The sequence below is a fragment of the Profundibacterium mesophilum KAUST100406-0324 genome (assembly GCF_009835145.1).
Taxonomy (GTDB): domain Bacteria; phylum Pseudomonadota; class Alphaproteobacteria; order Rhodobacterales; family Rhodobacteraceae; genus Profundibacterium; species Profundibacterium mesophilum.
Genome location: NZ_APKE01000021.1, coordinates 13,522 through 29,174 on the forward strand (window position 1 = coordinate 13,522; position 15,653 = coordinate 29,174).

The 15,653-nt window shown below is 69.7% G+C and carries 9 protein-coding genes; 4 read left to right on the top strand and 5 right to left on the bottom strand.

The window, feature by feature from the left end; translation table 11 throughout:
- The first annotated feature begins 1 nt into the window (after position 1).
- Positions 2-181: a hypothetical protein gene (locus tag PMES_RS08795; RefSeq protein WP_159965343.1), complete on the top strand. Its 180-nt coding sequence runs from the start codon at positions 2-4 to the stop codon at positions 179-181.
- On the top strand, positions 178-1,656 hold the full coding sequence (locus PMES_RS08800; RefSeq protein WP_236549752.1) for an NAD(P)/FAD-dependent oxidoreductase: 1,479 nt from the start codon (positions 178-180) through the stop codon (positions 1,654-1,656). Before PMES_RS08795 ends, PMES_RS08800 begins: the two co-directional genes overlap by 4 nt.
- Positions 1,657-1,730: 74 nt before the next feature.
- On the opposite strand, the gene PMES_RS08805 is transcribed toward PMES_RS08800, so the two are convergent.
- From PMES_RS08805 to PMES_RS08820, 4 genes are all read right to left on the bottom strand, one after another.
- Positions 1,731-2,291: a recombinase family protein gene (locus PMES_RS08805; RefSeq protein ID WP_159965344.1), complete on the bottom strand. Its 561-nt coding sequence runs from the start codon at positions 2,289-2,291 to the stop codon at positions 1,731-1,733.
- 187 nt (positions 2,292-2,478) lie between these two features.
- Positions 2,479-3,978 (bottom strand): copper resistance protein B, encoded by a 1,500-nt coding sequence (locus PMES_RS16585; RefSeq protein WP_201288980.1) that lies wholly within the window; start codon positions 3,976-3,978, stop codon positions 2,479-2,481.
- Positions 3,975-5,687 (bottom strand): copper resistance system multicopper oxidase, encoded by a 1,713-nt coding sequence (locus PMES_RS08815; RefSeq protein WP_159965345.1) that lies wholly within the window; start codon positions 5,685-5,687, stop codon positions 3,975-3,977. The genes PMES_RS16585 and PMES_RS08815 overlap by 4 nt, the downstream gene beginning before the upstream one ends.
- Before the next feature lie 335 nt (positions 5,688-6,022).
- On the bottom strand, positions 6,023-6,373 hold the full coding sequence (locus tag PMES_RS08820; protein WP_159965346.1) for a hypothetical protein: 351 nt from the start codon (positions 6,371-6,373) through the stop codon (positions 6,023-6,025).
- 477 nt (positions 6,374-6,850) lie between these two features.
- Between PMES_RS08820 and PMES_RS08825 the strand changes: the two genes are divergently transcribed.
- A complete protein-coding gene (locus PMES_RS08825) occupies positions 6,851-8,122 on the top strand; it encodes a PQQ-dependent sugar dehydrogenase (RefSeq protein ID WP_159965347.1) in 1,272 nt (423 codons plus the stop codon).
- 175 nt (positions 8,123-8,297) lie between these two features.
- On the opposite strand, the gene PMES_RS08830 is transcribed toward PMES_RS08825, so the two are convergent.
- Entirely contained in the window at positions 8,298-10,613 is a 2,316-nt protein-coding gene (locus PMES_RS08830) for a virulence factor SrfC family protein (RefSeq protein ID WP_159965348.1), read from the bottom strand.
- Positions 10,614-10,943: 330 nt separating this feature from the next.
- Between PMES_RS08830 and PMES_RS08835 the strand changes: the two genes are divergently transcribed.
- On the top strand, positions 10,944-15,554 hold the full coding sequence (locus PMES_RS08835) for a two-component regulator propeller domain-containing protein (RefSeq protein ID WP_159965349.1): 4,611 nt from the start codon (positions 10,944-10,946) through the stop codon (positions 15,552-15,554).
- Positions 15,555-15,653: the final 99 nt, after the last annotated feature.

Consider the following 15,653-nt stretch of genomic DNA (forward strand, 5'->3'; position numbering starts at 1 on the left):
CATGAACTCCCGGATTATCAACATTTTTCAACTTGCCGGCCTTTTCCTGTCGATCTCTCATTATTTTGCCCTAGATGGGTTGCGCGTAGAGCGTATCATTTCGCATCACCCGGCCTTCGTACCACAGCTACTATCCCTGTTCCCATTTCCGATTACCCTGCAAGAAAGCCTGAAACCGTGACCCTTCAAACCATTGACGATCGACCCGAGCAGAGGTCTGAACCGAAACAAGACGTCTTCATCATCGGGGGTGGCCCCGCCGGATTGACGGCGGCCTACGAGCTGCTGAAGCGGTCGGACGCGCATCGCCCCCATGTCTTCGAGGGCAGCGACATGGTCGGCGGCATCGCCCGCACCGAGACCAGCAACGGCTACAGGTTCGACATCGGCGGACACCGCTTCTTCACCAAGGTGCCCGAGGTCGAGGCGATGTGGCACGAGGTGATGGGCGACGATTTCATCACCGTGCCGCGCCTCAGCCGCATCTATTACCGGGGCAAGTTCTTCTCCTACCCGCTCAAGATCTTCAACGCGCTCGAGAATATCGGACCCTACGAATCGGTCCGCATCCTTGCCAGCTACCTCAAGTGGCAGGTGCGCCCCCACAAGGTCGAGGACACGTTCGAGCAATGGGTGATGAACCGTTTCGGCGGGCGGCTCTACATGCATTTCTTCCGCAGCTATACCGAGAAGGTCTGGGGCATTCCGCCAAGCAACATCCGCGCCGACTGGGCCGCGCAGCGGATCAAGAACCTGTCCCTGCTCAAAGCCGTCTGGAACTCGATCTCCGGGGCCAATGACACAACCAGCCTGATCGAGGAGTTCCAGTATCCGCGTCTCGGGCCGGGGCAGATGTGGGAGAAGACCCGCGACATCGTCAACGAGACCGGCGGCAAGGTCGAGATGCGCAGCATCGTCACCGGGCTGCGCCGCGAGGGCATGAGGATCACGCAGGTCGAGACCACCGATACCGCCGATGGCAGCACGGCGCAGCATGACGCGCGGAACGGCGAGGTCATCAACTCGATGGCCCTGCGCGATCTCATCCACGCCTTCGACCCGCCTCCCCCCGATGCGGTGCTCGAGGCCGCGGGCCGCCTGGCCTATCGCGACTTCCTGATCGTGACCCTCGTGCTCGACACGCCCGATCCCTTCCCCGACAACTGGATCTATGTCCATGCGCCCGAGGTGAAGGTCGGCCGGATCCAGAACTTCCGCGCCTGGTCCAGGGATCTGCTGCCCGACGAGGACACCGCCTCGATCGGGATGGAGTATTTCTGCCAGGAGGGCGACGGGCTCTGGACGATGAGCGACGAGGAGCTGCGCGATCTCGCGGGCCGGGAGCTCGAACAGCTCGGCCTTGCCACGCAGGATCACGTCATCGGCGCCGCGATCATCCGCCAGCCCAAGGCCTACCCGGTCTATGACGCCCATTACCAGGAAGCGCTCGAAGTGATCTCGGACTGGCTCTCGAAGCTCGAGAACTTCCAGACCGTGGGCCGCAACGGCCTGCACCGCTACAACAACCAGGACCACTCGATGCTTTCGGCGATGTATGCCGCGCGCAACCTGCTCGGCGCCTCGCATGACGTGTGGAACGTCAACGTGGAGCGCTCCTATCACGAGGAATTCGAGCTGCGCAAAGAAGCCTCCTGAGCCTGTCGCGCGGCGGCCGGTCCCATGCCGCCGCGCATCTCCCCCCGGGGGCTCTCCAGCCGCGATCACCGCGTTCAGGGGGAGGGCGCTTCGGCGATCAGGCGGTAGAAGGTGCTCTTGGAGATGCCATGGCGCGCCATGAGCGTGCGGCGCGGCACGCCCTGCGCGTGATCGGCGCGCAGCTGCCGGGCCTGCGCCGGGGTGAGCTTGGCCCGGCGGCCGAACTTGACACCGCGCGCCATCGCCCGCGCGATCCCCTCGCTGCGCCGTGCCGCGATCAGGTCGCGCTCGAACTCGGCCACGGCCCCCAGAAGATGAAAGGTCAGGCGCCCGGCGGGCGTGGTGGTGTCGATGCGCTGGTCCAGCACCACGAGATCGACGCCCTTGCGCTCGAGCCCCTGGGCGATCTCCTGAAGATCGAACATCGAGCGCGCCAGCCGGTCGAGACGGGTGACGATCAGCACGTCCCCCTCGCGGCAGAAATCGAGCGCCTCACGCAGGGCCGCGCGCCCCGCCCGCGACGCGCCGGAGCGTTTCTCCTCGAACAGCTTCTCGCAGCCCTGCGCCGTCAGGGCCGCGATCTGCGCATCGAGGCTCTGCCCCTGCGAGGAGACACGTGCGTAACCGATCCTCATCGTCCCACAATGTCCTAGGGGTTGCGGGAAAGCAATACGGGACGAGTTTCGGGACAGGTTTCCAGCGGCCCCGCACCCGTCCCGCAAACTTCACATTTCGGGACCGATGCGAAAGCGGCCCGAACCGGCTCGCACCAACCTGAACCGTCCCGCCCCCCTGTCGCGGGGGCCGGACCGCGCGACTTCGTCAGAACCACATCCTGACACCGATGACGCCGCTCCACGCGCTCTTGTCCTCGCCCCGCGCGCCGGCCAGGTCGGCGGTCTCGCCGATCAACCGGTCATAGGTGACGCCGATATAGGGCGCGAATTCGGGAACGATCTCGTAGCGCAGGCGCAGCCCCGCCTCGATCCCGGTGACGCCCGCCCCGATCCCCAGTTCGGGAATGTCCTGGGCGGAAAGCTCGATTTCCGCGCTCGGTTGCAGGATCAGTTTCTGGGTCAGAAGCATGTCATACTCGGCTTCCGCACGCGCCGTCACATCGCCCTCGTCCGACAGGAAGGCGGCCGCTTCCAACTCGTAGAAATAGGGCAGGAGGCTTTGCACCCCGAGCACGAAATGCGCCCGGTCCGCATCCTCGCCGAAATCGTAACGAAGGCCCGTCTGCAAATCGGCCCACGGCGTCACGGTGCGATTCCACAAGAGCTGGATTTCGCCGCTCTCGAGCGACTCGCCCAGGGTGAGTTCACCTTCCGTCTTGACCCAGAGCTTGTTGATGTCGCCCCCGTACCAGGCCTGCCCATCCCAGTTCAGCGCGCTCTCGTCCCCGTCCGGCCTGATCTCGAGCTGGTCGAGAAGGAACTTGTAGGCCGTGACATCTCCCATTTCTTCGTCGAGATGTTCGCGGCTGCGGGCCATGACCGCGTCTCCATAATAGAGATCGGCCGCATGGGCCGGGCCGGAGAAGGCAGCGGCCGGCGGCGGCGCATCCGCGATTTCCGGCGCGTTCATGGCGCCCATGTCATGCCCGGCCATCGCATCTCCGGCAGCCGCGCCGCCGGTCATCGCACCGTGATCCATGCCCTCCATGGCACCCATGTCGTGGCCCGCCATCGGGTCAGCAGGGGCGGCGGAAGCCTCGGAGGTCTCGCTGCCGGTCATCGCGCCGTGATCCATGCCATCCATGGCTCCCATGTCGTGGCCCGCCATCGGGGCGGCAGGGGCGGCGGACCGTTCGGAGGTCTCGGCGCCGGTCATCGCGCCGTGATCCATGCCCTCCATGGCACCCATGTCGTGGCCCGCCATCGGGGCGGCAGGGGCGGCGGACCGTTCGGAGGTCTCGCCGCCGGTCATCGCGCCGTGATCCATGCCCTCCATGGCACCCATGTCGTGGCCCTCCATCGGGTCGGCAGGGGCGGCGGACCGTTCGGAGGTCTCGCCGCCGGTCATCGCGCCGTGATCCATGCCCTCCATGTCATCCATGGCATTCATGTCGTGGCCCGCCATCGGGGCGGCAGGCGGTGTCTCGTCGCATTCCGTCACGCCGGCCGTTCCGCCGGATGCCGAAGGGTCCGAATCATCGCAATCTGCCGCGCTGGAACCCGGGTCCTGCATCTGCGTCATGGAGGACATGTCATGGCCAGCCATCGGGTCGGCCATCGGAACGGCCTCGGGCCCGGATGCCGTTTGGGCGAATGCGGCACCGGCGAAACCGGCGGCCAGAAAGGTGATCATGAACCGTTTCATTTGGGTTCTCCATCGAGGGGGCGGACGGTGACGACGTTGAACATCCCCGCATGCATGTGGAACAGGAGGTGGCAGTGGAAGGCCCAGTCGCCGGGATTGTCGGCGGTCATGTCGAAGGTCACCTTGCTTCCGGGCAGGACGTTGATCGTGTGTTTGAGGGGGTGATACCCGTCATGCCCGTTGACCAGCTCCATGAAATGGCCGTGGATGTGCATCGGGTGCTGCATCATCGTGTTGTTGACCATGGTCACGCGGACACGCTCGTTGCGCGCGAAGCGGATCGGCTCCATGCCCTGGCTGAACTTGCGCCCGTCCAGCGTCCACATGAAACGCTCCATGTTGCCCGTCAGGTTGATCTCCAGATGCCGCGAGGGGCGGCGCCTGTCGGGATTGGGTTTGAGGGAGACGAGATCACGATAGGTCAGGACGCGGTGTCCGACATCGGTCAGGCCGAGCCCGGGATGGCCCGTCCGGTCCTGCGGCGACGGCGCGATCGCATCGACGCCGACGCCCACCTGCACGTCCGGCGGGACATTCGCCGGATCGCGCATGTTCATATCCATGTCCATGCCGCCATGATCCATGCCCTGCATGCCGCCCATGCCCATATCCTCCATCGACAGGAGCGGGCGCGGACGCAGGGGCGGCACCGGGGCGCTCATGCCCATGCGGGGGGCGAGGGTGGCGCGCGCCATGCCGGAGCGGTCGGCCGCCTCGGCGACGACCGTATAGGCCTGGTCGGCGGTGGGCCGGACGATCACGTCATAGGTTTCGGCGACCGAGATCTGCAGCTCGCCGACATCCACCGGGCGCACGTTCTCGCCATCGGCGTTCACGACCGTCATGGCGAGGCCGGGAATGCGCAGCTGGAAGACGGTCATCGCCGAGGCGTTGATGATGCGCAGCCTGACACGCTCGCCCGGCCGGAACAGGCCGGTCCAGTTCTCCTTCGGTCCGTGACCGTTCACGAGGAAGGTATAGATCGCGCCCGTGACATCCGAAATGTCGGTGGGGTCCATCTTCATCTTGCCCCATCTCAGACGCTCGCCCAGCGTCATGCGCTGTTCGGGATCGTCACTCGCCAGTCCGGGCGCCGTCAGCTTCTGACGGTTGTAATGCCCGCCCTCCTGCTTGAGCTGGTTCATGATCCGCGCCGGATTCTCGAAGCTCCAGTCCGACAGGACGAGGACATGCTCGCGGTCATAGGCGACCGGATCGGGGGTCGCGGGGTCGATGATGATCGGCCCGTAATGGCCGATCTGCTCCTGCAGCCCCGAATGGCTGTGATACCAGAACGTGCCGGCCTGCCGGATCGGCAGTTCGTAGACGAATGTCTCGCGTGGGCGGATGCCCGGAAAACTCACGCCCGGCACGCCGTCCATCTGGAACGGGATCAGGAAGCCATGCCAGTGGATCGACGTGTCTTCGTCGAGCGTGTTGGTGACGGCGATCCTGAACGTCTCGCCCTCGCGCAGGCGAAGGAGCGGCGCGGGGAGGGTGCCGTTGATCGTGATTGCCTTGCCGGTGCGTCCGCCGACACTGAACCGGTCGCGCCCGACCGTCAGGGCGATGTTGTTGCTCGAAAGCGTGTTCATGGCGGGCGGAATGCCGGGGCTGCCACTATGGGCCCAGGCGGGGATGAGCCCGCCAAGCGCGGTGAGCCCGCCTATCGCGCCGGCGCCGGTCAGCATGCTACGACGATTGATCATGGGGTCTTGGCCTTTCTCGAAGGGGTGCGTGCCCCCCATGCGGTCCTGCCCGGAGCCGTCATGGGGACGCGGAGTAGGGTCGTGCGGGGGGACCCTGCGCGGGGAATGCGCGCAGGGAGGGATGATGCGGGTGGCACGGAAGATGCGGAGCCTGCCGCCTGCCTTCCGCGCTTTGCGCATCCCCGCACCCGCGAAGGGACGGATCACGGATGCGGACCCGTTTCAGGATCGCAGGAGGAGGGCGCGGGAGGAAACAAGCCTCGGGCGTGCGAAAAGCATCGGTCTGGAAGATGATCCGGACGAAGGCGCGCGCGGCGTCCCCCATGCGGGGCGGATCAGCCCTGCGGCGGCCTGAGCAGATCGCCGCCCTGGACCGAGACGGTCCCGGCGATGCCGGCGGGTTCATGACGCATGGGAGGAATGCCGCCCATGACGCCGGAATTCACGGTCACATCCACCACAGCGCAGATGCCGGAACAGCAGGCGCTTTGGCAATCGGCCACGAGGTCCGAGGATAGCGCGGGGATTGCGGGCGTCTCGAGGCCGGAATGCGGCTCGGCCGCCATGGCATGGGACGCGGTTGCCGCCTCATGCGCCTGACCGCCCATATGTTCGGCCATGGACGGCGTGCTCGCCAGCATGAACGTAAGCACCGCGGCCATCCAGATCCGCGAGAAACCGATCATGATCCATGAAACATACATGACGTGGCCATGCAGCGGAACGCGAAGGCTGTCAAGACGGTCTATATGCGCTGGAACCTTCTGACGGACATGCATTGTGACAGGGACCGCAACGGGGGCGGAAAGGGGCGACATGGCCTTCTGCGGTCGCAGGCAGACGACAAGAGGGGCGCGCAGCTTACTCGCGTGAACTTCTGCAATGAAAACCGCATGCAATTCTGTCCGATCCGTAAGAATGGAGATGCCGAAGGGCGAAGAGCGCCCCCACGCGGCGCGCCGGCAGTACGCCCTCCATTCCTGCGCCGTATGAGCCCCCCCCGGAAGGGCCGCGCGGCCCCGTTTCGGAACGCCCGGCGCCGCCCATGCGTTGGACCGTGAACCCCCGGCGCCGCTCCCGGGATAGCGTCCGCGGCCCGAATGGCCCCGATGCGCCAGGAGCGTGCGCCCGATCCCGACCCTTGTTCCAAATGGGAGACCATGATGACGACACGGAAATTTTCGACCCTCAGCCCCGCGCTTCTGGCGCTGCCGATCCTTGCCGCCGCGCCCTTCGCCGGCCCGGCCGAGGTTGCGGCCGCGCCCGACAACGCGGCCTCCGACGTGACCTTCACGCGCGGCAACCGGAACACCGATCTCGAGCCGGCCTTCCCCGAGCAGTTCCGCGCGGACCTTGTCGAGGGCGAGACCGAAACCTCCGTCGAGTTGCTCGTCGGCGGGCTCGTCCACCCCTGGGGGATCGACCAGCTTCCCGATGGGAGCTTCCTGGTGACCGAGCGGCCCGGCCGTCTGCGCCATGTCTCCGCCGACGGGACGCTGCACGATCCGATCGAGGGGCTTCCCGAGGTCTACAACCAGCCCGCCTCGCCCGAGGCCTCGGTGCAGGCCGGCCTTCTGGATGTGAAGATCGGTCCCGACTTTGCCAATGACCGGATGGTCTACTTCACCTATTCCAAGCCGATGGAGGGTGAGACGACCGTAACCGCCGCGGCCCGCGGCGTGCTGAGCGAGGACATGACGACGCTGAGCGATGTCGAGGACATCTTCGTGCAGGACCCGCCCTCCGAGGCCCCGATGCATTACGGCAGCCGCCTGGTCTTTCCCGGCGACGGCACTGTCTTCATCACCACGGGCGAGCATTTCACCGAGAAATACCGCGAATATGCCCAGGATCTCGACAAGACCTACGGCAAGGTGATCCGGGTCAATCTCGACGGGTCGATCCCCGAGGACAATCCCTTTGTCGGCAAGGACGGGGTCGACAGCATCTGGAGCCTCGGGCACCGCAACATCCAGGCCGCCGACATGTCGCCGGATGGCAGGCTTCACATCGTCGAGCACGGGCCCGCGGGCGGCGACGAGCTGAACCGTCCGGAGCCGGGCCTGAACTATGGCTGGCCGAAGGTCAGCTATGGCGAGGAGTATTCCGGCGAGGCGGTGGGTGAAGGCCGGGCCTCGATGGAGGGAATGGAGGAGCCGCTCTATTTCTGGGACCCGGTGATCGCGCCCGGCGGCATGAGCTTCGTCAGCGGCGAGATGTTCCCCGAATGGGAGGGCGACATGCTGATCGGCTCGCTCTACCCGGGCGGGCTGGTGCGGCTGGAATTGGACGGCGAGGGCTTCGTCGCGCATGAGGAGCGGCTGCTGCGCAAGCAGGGGCGGGTGCGCGATGTCGACGTGCTGCAAGATGGCAGCATCGTCTTCCTGACCGACCTGGAGAATGGCTCGATCATGCACATGACGGCGAAAGAGTAATCGCCCCCGTCGGGGCACTCCTCGTCGGGAACGCGGTGTCACGGTCCGGCAGGACCGGGCATCGCGCCAGATCCGCCCGCCGGGCGCGGGTCTGGAAAGCGAGGCTGACGGGCGGGTCTGGCGGGCGGGCCCGGACATGATGATCCGGTCCTTCGGCCCGCCCGTCAGCCGCCCGTCAGCCGCGCGCCCGCGCGATCAGCCGATCGAGCGCGGCGTCGGCCTCGACCTCCCCCACCGCGAGACCGGTCAGGGCGGCGGCATTCCCCTCGATCAGCGTCATCAACTCCGTGCTCCAGCGCAGTCCGGGCGCCGGGCGATCGGTCCGGCGTGCCTGCATCAGCTCGGCGAGGGCCTGGTCGCGCGGTGTCGTCTGAAGGCGGCGCAGCGCCTCCCAGGCCGCCTTGGTGGCGCCGCCCCCGCACGCCGGCCGGGCGATGGCAGGCCGCCCGTCGACCAGCGCCGCGCCGGGGCGCTCGACGAAGGCGTTGACGATGCGGATGGCCCGCGCCGCCGCGTCCTCCCGGTCGTGAACCGGCCGTTCCCCCGCATCCGCCAGCCCGCGCGACATCGCGGCAAGCGCCTCGACCATCCCGGCGCGCAAGGCCCCCTGCGCCAGCTCGTCCACCAGCACCTCGGCATGGGCGGGGATCATCCCGAGATAATCGCACAGCTCGCGCCGGCCCAGACGCCGCCGCGCCGCCGCCTGCCAGGCTCCGAGCACGGTCTCGGCGAAGCGGGCATGGCGGTCCCCGTTCCAGGCCCGGCCGCACAGCGCCAGCGGCGCACCATCCTGCAAATCCCCCCGGCGCAGGTAGAGCGCCCCGAGCAGCAGCCCCAGGCGCCGCTCCTCGATGCAAGGCCGCAGGCGCCGCACCATGGCGCGCCCGGTGGCGATCCGCGCGGCATGCTCGTCGGCCGCCTCGCTCCGCCGGCTGCATTGCTTCATCATCGCGTTGAGCTTGTGCAGCAGACGCAGCAGCGATCGCTCCAGCCCGTTGACCCGCCCCCGCGCGGTGCAGGCCGCGCGCAGGGCCGATTGCAGCGGACAGGCCTGCCGCCCCGCCCCCGGCAGAAGGGCGGGATGGGGAAGCCGGGCGAGCCAGATCGCGCCCCCGAAGGGACGGCGCGCCGAGCGATGCTCGCACGGGGAGGCCGGCGCGGCGGCGCCGTTGGCCGCGTCAAGCTCGCTGCGGAAGATCACCGCGAAGACCGGCACCCGCTCGGCATCGGGTGCCGCCGAGCCGAGGCCTGCCCCCTCGAACGCCGTCCTCCCGAGGCCATCCTGCGCCCGGCAATCGACGATGGCGCAAAGCTCGCGGCGGCGCTGCGCGCGCAGCGGCAGCCAGGCGCGCTTGACCCGGTCGAGCCGGCCCGCCTCCCACGCCGCGCCTCCTGATGCGGGCTCCGATGCGCTCCCTGACGGATCTCCCGCCGGGGTGCCCGGACGCGCCCGGCCCTCAAGGTCCGCCTGTCCCGGCATCTGCGGAAAGATCAGCAGATCGGCAAGGTTGAGCAGCCCGTCCTCGGCGATGCCGATATCCCGGCGGGCCGTGACCGCCCCGATTTCCGCCGTCAGCGCCGAAAGCCCGCGCAGTTGCGTGCGCGCCAATGCCCCCGATGGCAGGCGCAGGCGGACCAGCCGGTCATCCCCGGCCTCCGCCTCGTCGCAGCCCCCCAGGCCCGGATGATCGAGAAGACCGGCCGGTGCCCAGACCCGCCGCGCATGGCCCAGGGCGTCGAGGGTGATGCCGAATTGCCGGCACCATGCGGTCTGCGCGGGGGCCTCCGCCCAGAGCAGCGAGAGTGCCGCGGCCCGGCAAGCGGCATTGCCCCGCGCCAGGATCGCACCGATCCGCGCGGAGAAGGGAGCAAGCTGCGCCAGATGGGGATAATCGCGCACGAGGCGGTCAAGCTCACGCGCCAGCGTGCCGGCGCAGCGGCGCGGCGGGCTCCATCCCTGCGCCGCGCCGGTGCCGGCATCGGGCACCATGCGCTCGCAGCATTCGAGCACCGCCTCGATGCGCGCCGGCAGCGCGCAGATCGGCGCCGTCCCCGCGACCAGAAGCGCCGCCGCCTCGAGCTCGGTCAGCAGCGACAGCGCCACGGGATAGGTCGGATCGGGACCCTCCTCCCCCGGCGTGATCCGCAAGATCGCGCCGCGTCCGGGCGTCAGGAAGCGCGAGGCCGCGATCTCCGTCGATCCGAAGCGCAGCGGCACCTCGCCCGATCCATGCTGCCCCGCCGCCGCCCCGATGAGGGCGGCAAGCCCGCGCGGCATCCCGAAGGCGGCGATGGCGGGACGCCGCGCGGCCGCGTGCGACAATCGCTCGAGCGCATCGACCAGCTCGGCGCTATCGCGGCGGATCTGGGGGGCATGGGCGCCGGCCGCGAGCGGATGATGACCCGTCCACTGGCCCAGCCCCTCGGCCGAGCGGCGCACCGCGTCGATCCGCCCCAACAGCAGGCGCCGACGTGCCAGCGCGGCGCTCATCGCACCGGCTCCGTTCGGGTGTGCGATGCGGGCCGGAGGGGCCGGGAAGACGCCCCGCCCGCAACCATGCGGAAGACAGTGCGGAGGAGCGGTTCGAGAGGGGAGAGCCGGTGTGGCTCCGTGCGGGCCGGGCGGGTCATGGATCACCTAGTCGATCGCTGGAATGCAAGTTGGTCTTGGGCTCGACTTCACAATCGTAACCCTTCCCGAGCCGGCGCAAGTTCAATCACAATGCGCCGGAGGAGTTTGGCGCGTTCGGATAAGGCTTGGCGGGATGTGCAATAAATATTAACAGTGTATGGGGCTATGCCCTTGGAAAGGCGGTATTTGATGCTCGGCGACATGACATGGGCCCGGCTCGGACGCGGTCCCGGCACGCCGGGGCGCCAAGGTGGCATCACCCTGCGCGCCAAGACGGCCTGGGTTGTGTTGTCGTGGATTGCCACCGCTCCCGGTTGTCCGGCACCCCTCTGGGCACAAGGCAACGCAGCGCATGCCGCACCGGGACATATCGAAACCGTCGCCCTGCGCAGGCCCGCGCGCGGTCCTGCGGCCGGTGCCTCCGGAGCGTCCGGCTCAATCGTCCCGATCGGCCCGTCCGGCCTGTCTGGCGCATTCGGTGCGACCGGCGCGGGCCACCCGGCCCCGCCGGGCCTCCTGCGCCCGGTCCTGCATCGCCCGAACGATCCGCCCGTCATCGACAAGCCGCCCGTCGTCGACAAACCGCCCGGCGCGGACATCCCTGGCTCCATGGAAACGGCGCCCCCCGCCCCCATGGACGCGCCGACCCCCGCCCCCATGGACGCGCCGACCCCCGGCCCGGCGGCCGCTCCCCCCCGCCCGGATGCGCCGCCGCCGATCATGCCGCGCCGGGTCACGCAGGTCGGGCTCGACCAGGGCCTGTCGGCAAGCCTCGTCTCCGCCTTCGCCGAATCGGATGACGGGCGGATCTGGATCGCGACGAATGACGGCATCTCGATCTTCGACGGCGAAAGTGTCGAAATCCTCTACAGGGAGCCGTCGGGCCGCAACGGCCTGCGCAGCGATTACGTGACGGACCTGACCTTCGATCATCGCGGGGCGCTGTGGATCGCCACCTACGGCGGCGGGCTCACCCGCTATGATCCGGCGAGCGGGGCGGGCGATGTCTGGCATGGCGGCACCGGCGCCGTGGCCGATGACGTGCATGTCGTCGAGGAGGGGCGGGGCGGTCGGATCTGGATCGGCAGCGATACCGGCCTTGCGGTGTTCGACCCGGTCGCCGGCGCGCCCATCGAGGCCGCCCGCAGCATCGACAGCCCGGTGCGCGCCATCCTGCCCGTGCCCGGCGGGCTGATGCTCGGGACGGATGGGGAGGGCCTGTTCCATTACGAGCCCGAAAGCGGGCGGATCAGGAGGATCGCCACGCGCAACGCCGAAGCCGCGCCGCGCCGGGTGAGCGACCTGCTTCTCGACAGTGCCGGCCACGTCTGGGCCGGCTTCGAGGATGGCGGCCTGTGGCATGGCGCGGCGGGGGACGAGGCCTTCGCGCAGGCCGATTTCCTGCCCGCCACCGACATCCCCGCCCTCGCCGAGGACGAGATCGGCCGCCTCTGGGTCGCGACCTGGTCGCAGGGCATCTTCATCCATGACCCGCAGGACGGCTCGGTGATCAACCACCGCGCCTTTCCCGGCAATCGCCGCAGCCTGCCGAGCGACACGGTGACGGCCCTGCGGATCGGGCCGCGCGGCACCGCCTGGATCGGGACCTATGACAGCGGCATCGCCTACGGGGCGGCGGTGGAGGCCGCCGTGGTCAGCTATGTCGGCGATCCGGGCGGCACGCGCGGCCCCCCTTCGGCGATGGTCTGGGCGCTGACCCCGGCCGCCTCGGGGGGGCTTTGGGTGGGCACCGCGGGGGGGCTCAGCCTTCTGTCGCCGAACGGGGCGCGCTTTCGCAAGGTGGGCGCGGCGGGCGAGGATGCCGATATCCGCGACATCCTGCGGGAGGGAGGCGATCTGCTGCTCGCGATCCGGCGGCGCGGCATCATCCGGCTCGAGAACGCCGCCTCCGCCCTGCCCCGCGTCACCGCGCGTGCGCTGCGCGAGGATTACGTGCGCCTGATCCGGCCCGCCCGCTCCGGCGGCTACTGGGTCGGCACGCATGACGGGCTCGTGCGGCTCGATGCCGAGCTGGCCGAGATCGCCCGCTACCGCCCCGGCACCGGCCCCGGCGCCCTGCCCCATGCGCGCGTCCGCGCGATCGAGACCGACCCCACCGGGCGGCTCTGGATCGGAACCAGCGGCGGCCTGAGCCTCTATGACCCCGAGGAGGACCGGTTCACCACCCTGACGCGCGAGCAGGGCCTTCTGCGCGACAACGACGTGCGTGGCATCCATGTCGATCCGGGCGATCCGGAGATCATCTGGGCGGCCACCGGCGGCGGGCTGAGCCGGATCGATCTGGGCACGCGCACGGCGCGCCACGTGGGACGCGCCGACGGGCTCCTCAGCGAGAGCCTCTACGCGGTGCGGCGCGACCGGGCGGGCCGGCTGTGGCTGCCCAGCTCGAACGGGCTGGTGCGCTACGATCCCAACCATTCGGGCGCGCTGACCGTTTTCGGCGCGCGCAACGGGTTGCAGGGGCCGGAATACAACTTCAACGCCTTCGCGGACCTGCCGGACGGGCGGATGGCGATGGGCGGGGTGTCCGGCCTGTCGATCTTCAACCCGATGAGGCTTGGCCTGCGCACCCGCCCGCCGGTGCTCACGACCGATGTGACGCTGCCGGTCGCGGGCCAGCCGCCGCGCCTCAGGCTCGATGCGCGCGTGATCGAGTTCACCGATCCCCCCCGCAACCGGCTCGATGCGCGCCTGCTGCCGGTCGATACGCAATGGCGCAGCTCCGACGGCGTCGCCCACAGCATGGACTGGGACCGCCTCGCCCCCGGCCCCTACAGCCTGCAAGTCAGGTATGCCGGCGCCGACGGCACCGCGGGGCCGGTCGTGACGGCGGCGCAATTCTTGATCCCCACACCCTTCTGGCAGAGCCTCTGGGGGCGCCTGCTGACCCTGCTGGGGGCGGCGGCGCTCTTGTGGATGCTGATCCGCGGGCGGCTGCACCTGGCACAGTCGCGGGCCCGCGTGCTCGAGACGCGCGTGGCGCGCAAGACGGCCGAGCTCACGCAGTCGAGCCTGCGCCTGAGGGCCTCCAACACCGCGCTGAGCCGCGAGCTGGAGCATCGCCGCCGCTTCTACATGCGCATGTCCCACGAGCTGCGCGGCCCGCTTGCGATGATCGCCGCGCCGCTCGCCGATGCCGGGCGCACGGAGCGGATCGACACGCGCCTGCTGGCCGTGATGCGCCGCGCCTCCGACCAGCTCGGCGCCCTGGTGCGCGAGATGGCGGCCGTCGCCGACGCGCTGCCGCTCGAGCCGCGCCGCGTGACGATCGACCTCGACCGGCTCGTGATCCCCGTCCTGGCCCTGCATCACGAACGCGCGGCGGCCGCCGGGAGCGGCCTGCGCGCGCGGATGCCGCAGACGCTCGGCTCGGCGACGCTCGACAACGAGGCGCTCGAGACCATCCTCGGCGCGGTCCTGTCGGACGCGGTGGAGCGCGTCCCCGCCCAAGGCACGATCGAGACCGAGATCGCCCTCTCCACCGACAGGCTGCATCTGTCCGTCGCAACCGGCGGGCCGGGCCCCTCGCCCGAGGCGCTGCGCGGCGCGCAGGGTTTTGCCGAGGGCAAGGCGGAGAGCCTGCCGCGCCGCCCGCTCGAGATCGCCGGCGCCGCCGTCTTCGATTGCGGCGGCAGGATGGTCCTGTCGACGGGCGAGCAATCGGAGGGGCTCGGCGGGCTGACGGTGACCATCGGGCTGCCCTGTCACACGCTCGCCCCCTCCGGCCCCCTGCAGCTGCGGAGCCTCGCGCCGAACGGCGCGCGGGAGGCGGGCGAGCGGGGCGGCGAGCGGGGCGCGGCGCGCGAGGATGGCGGCGATGAGCCGCCGCTCTTGCCCGCGCCCGGAAGCGGGCCCAGCCCGCGTGCCGCGCCGGAGGAGGCGGGAGGCGCGAAAGAAGAAGCGGGGGGCGCGGAAAACGAAGCGGAGGGCACCCTGCATCCCGCGGCACCGCGCGCGGGCGGTGGGGACGATCCGGCGAAGCCGGGCGATCCGCCCATGATCGGGCAAGGCGAGATCCTGGTCCTCGAGGATGACAGCGATCTGTGCGAGTATATCTGCGAGGTCCTGAGCGCCCTTGGCCCGGCGCGCGGAGTACGCTCGCTCGCGGCCGCGCGCCGGGCGCTGAACCGTCATCCGATCGGCCTTCTGGTCAGTGACGTGATCCTGCCCGATGGCAACGCGCTCGACCTCATCGCCGAGATCCGCGACGCGCCGGAATTCGCGCAGCTCGCCGTGGTCATCCTGACCGGGCATGACGACCGGCTGACGCGCGGGCGGGCGAGCGACCTGGCCACCGAGCAGTTCCTTGCCAAACCGTTCAAGCCCGAGGAACTCCTGGCCCGCTGCACCCGCTCGCTCCGGGTCATCGCGCAGATGCGGGAACGCCTGGCAAGCGGGCGGGGCGAGGCTGGCGGCACCGGTGGCCCCGGTGCCCCCCCCGTGACCATCCCCTTCGATGCCCGCGTCGGTGCCGCCTTCGAGGCGCATCTCGACGCGGTCTTCGCCGAGCCGCGCGCCACCCTCGCCCAGGCCGCCCAGGCCTGCGGGCTCAGCGAGCGCAGCCTGCAGCGCTTCCTGGCCCGCGATGGCGGCGGCACCTTCCGCGAGCGGCTCCAGGCCCGGCGCATGGCCCATGCCAGCGCATTGCTGCGCGCCGGCACCGATGTCGAGACGACGGCGCGGGCCTGCGGCTTTTCGGGCGCGGCGAGCTTCTCGCGCAGCTTCCGCGCCGCCACCGGCATGACCCCGGGAGAGGCGCGCGGGACGGGGGGCGGCTGACGCCCCGGGATCCGGGCGCGCCCGCGCATCCACCGCCGATCCGCCGCCGCTCTCCCCCCGATCCCTGCGCCCCGGAACCGGGCCGGGCCGGGCCATGTT

Excerpts from the sequence above, each read along its gene's own strand:
- PMES_RS08795 (WP_159965343.1), top strand. The coding sequence starts at position 2 with ATGAACTCCCGGATTATCAACATTTTTCAACTTGCCGGCCTTTTCCTG.
- PMES_RS08830 (WP_159965348.1), bottom strand. The coding sequence starts at position 10,613 with ATGAGCGCCGCGCTGGCACGTCGGCGCCTGCTGTTGGGGCGGATCGAC.
- PMES_RS16585 (WP_201288980.1), bottom strand. The coding sequence starts at position 3,978 with ATGAAACGGTTCATGATCACCTTTCTGGCCGCCGGTTTCGCCGGTGCC.
- PMES_RS08835 (WP_159965349.1), top strand. The coding sequence starts at position 10,944 with ATGCTCGGCGACATGACATGGGCCCGGCTCGGACGCGGTCCCGGCACG.
- PMES_RS08820 (WP_159965346.1), bottom strand. The coding sequence starts at position 6,373 with ATGATCGGTTTCTCGCGGATCTGGATGGCCGCGGTGCTTACGTTCATG.
- PMES_RS08815 (WP_159965345.1), bottom strand. The coding sequence starts at position 5,687 with ATGATCAATCGTCGTAGCATGCTGACCGGCGCCGGCGCGATAGGCGGG.
- PMES_RS08825 (WP_159965347.1), top strand. The coding sequence starts at position 6,851 with ATGACGACACGGAAATTTTCGACCCTCAGCCCCGCGCTTCTGGCGCTG.
- PMES_RS08805 (WP_159965344.1), bottom strand. The coding sequence starts at position 2,291 with ATGAGGATCGGTTACGCACGTGTCTCCTCGCAGGGGCAGAGCCTCGAT.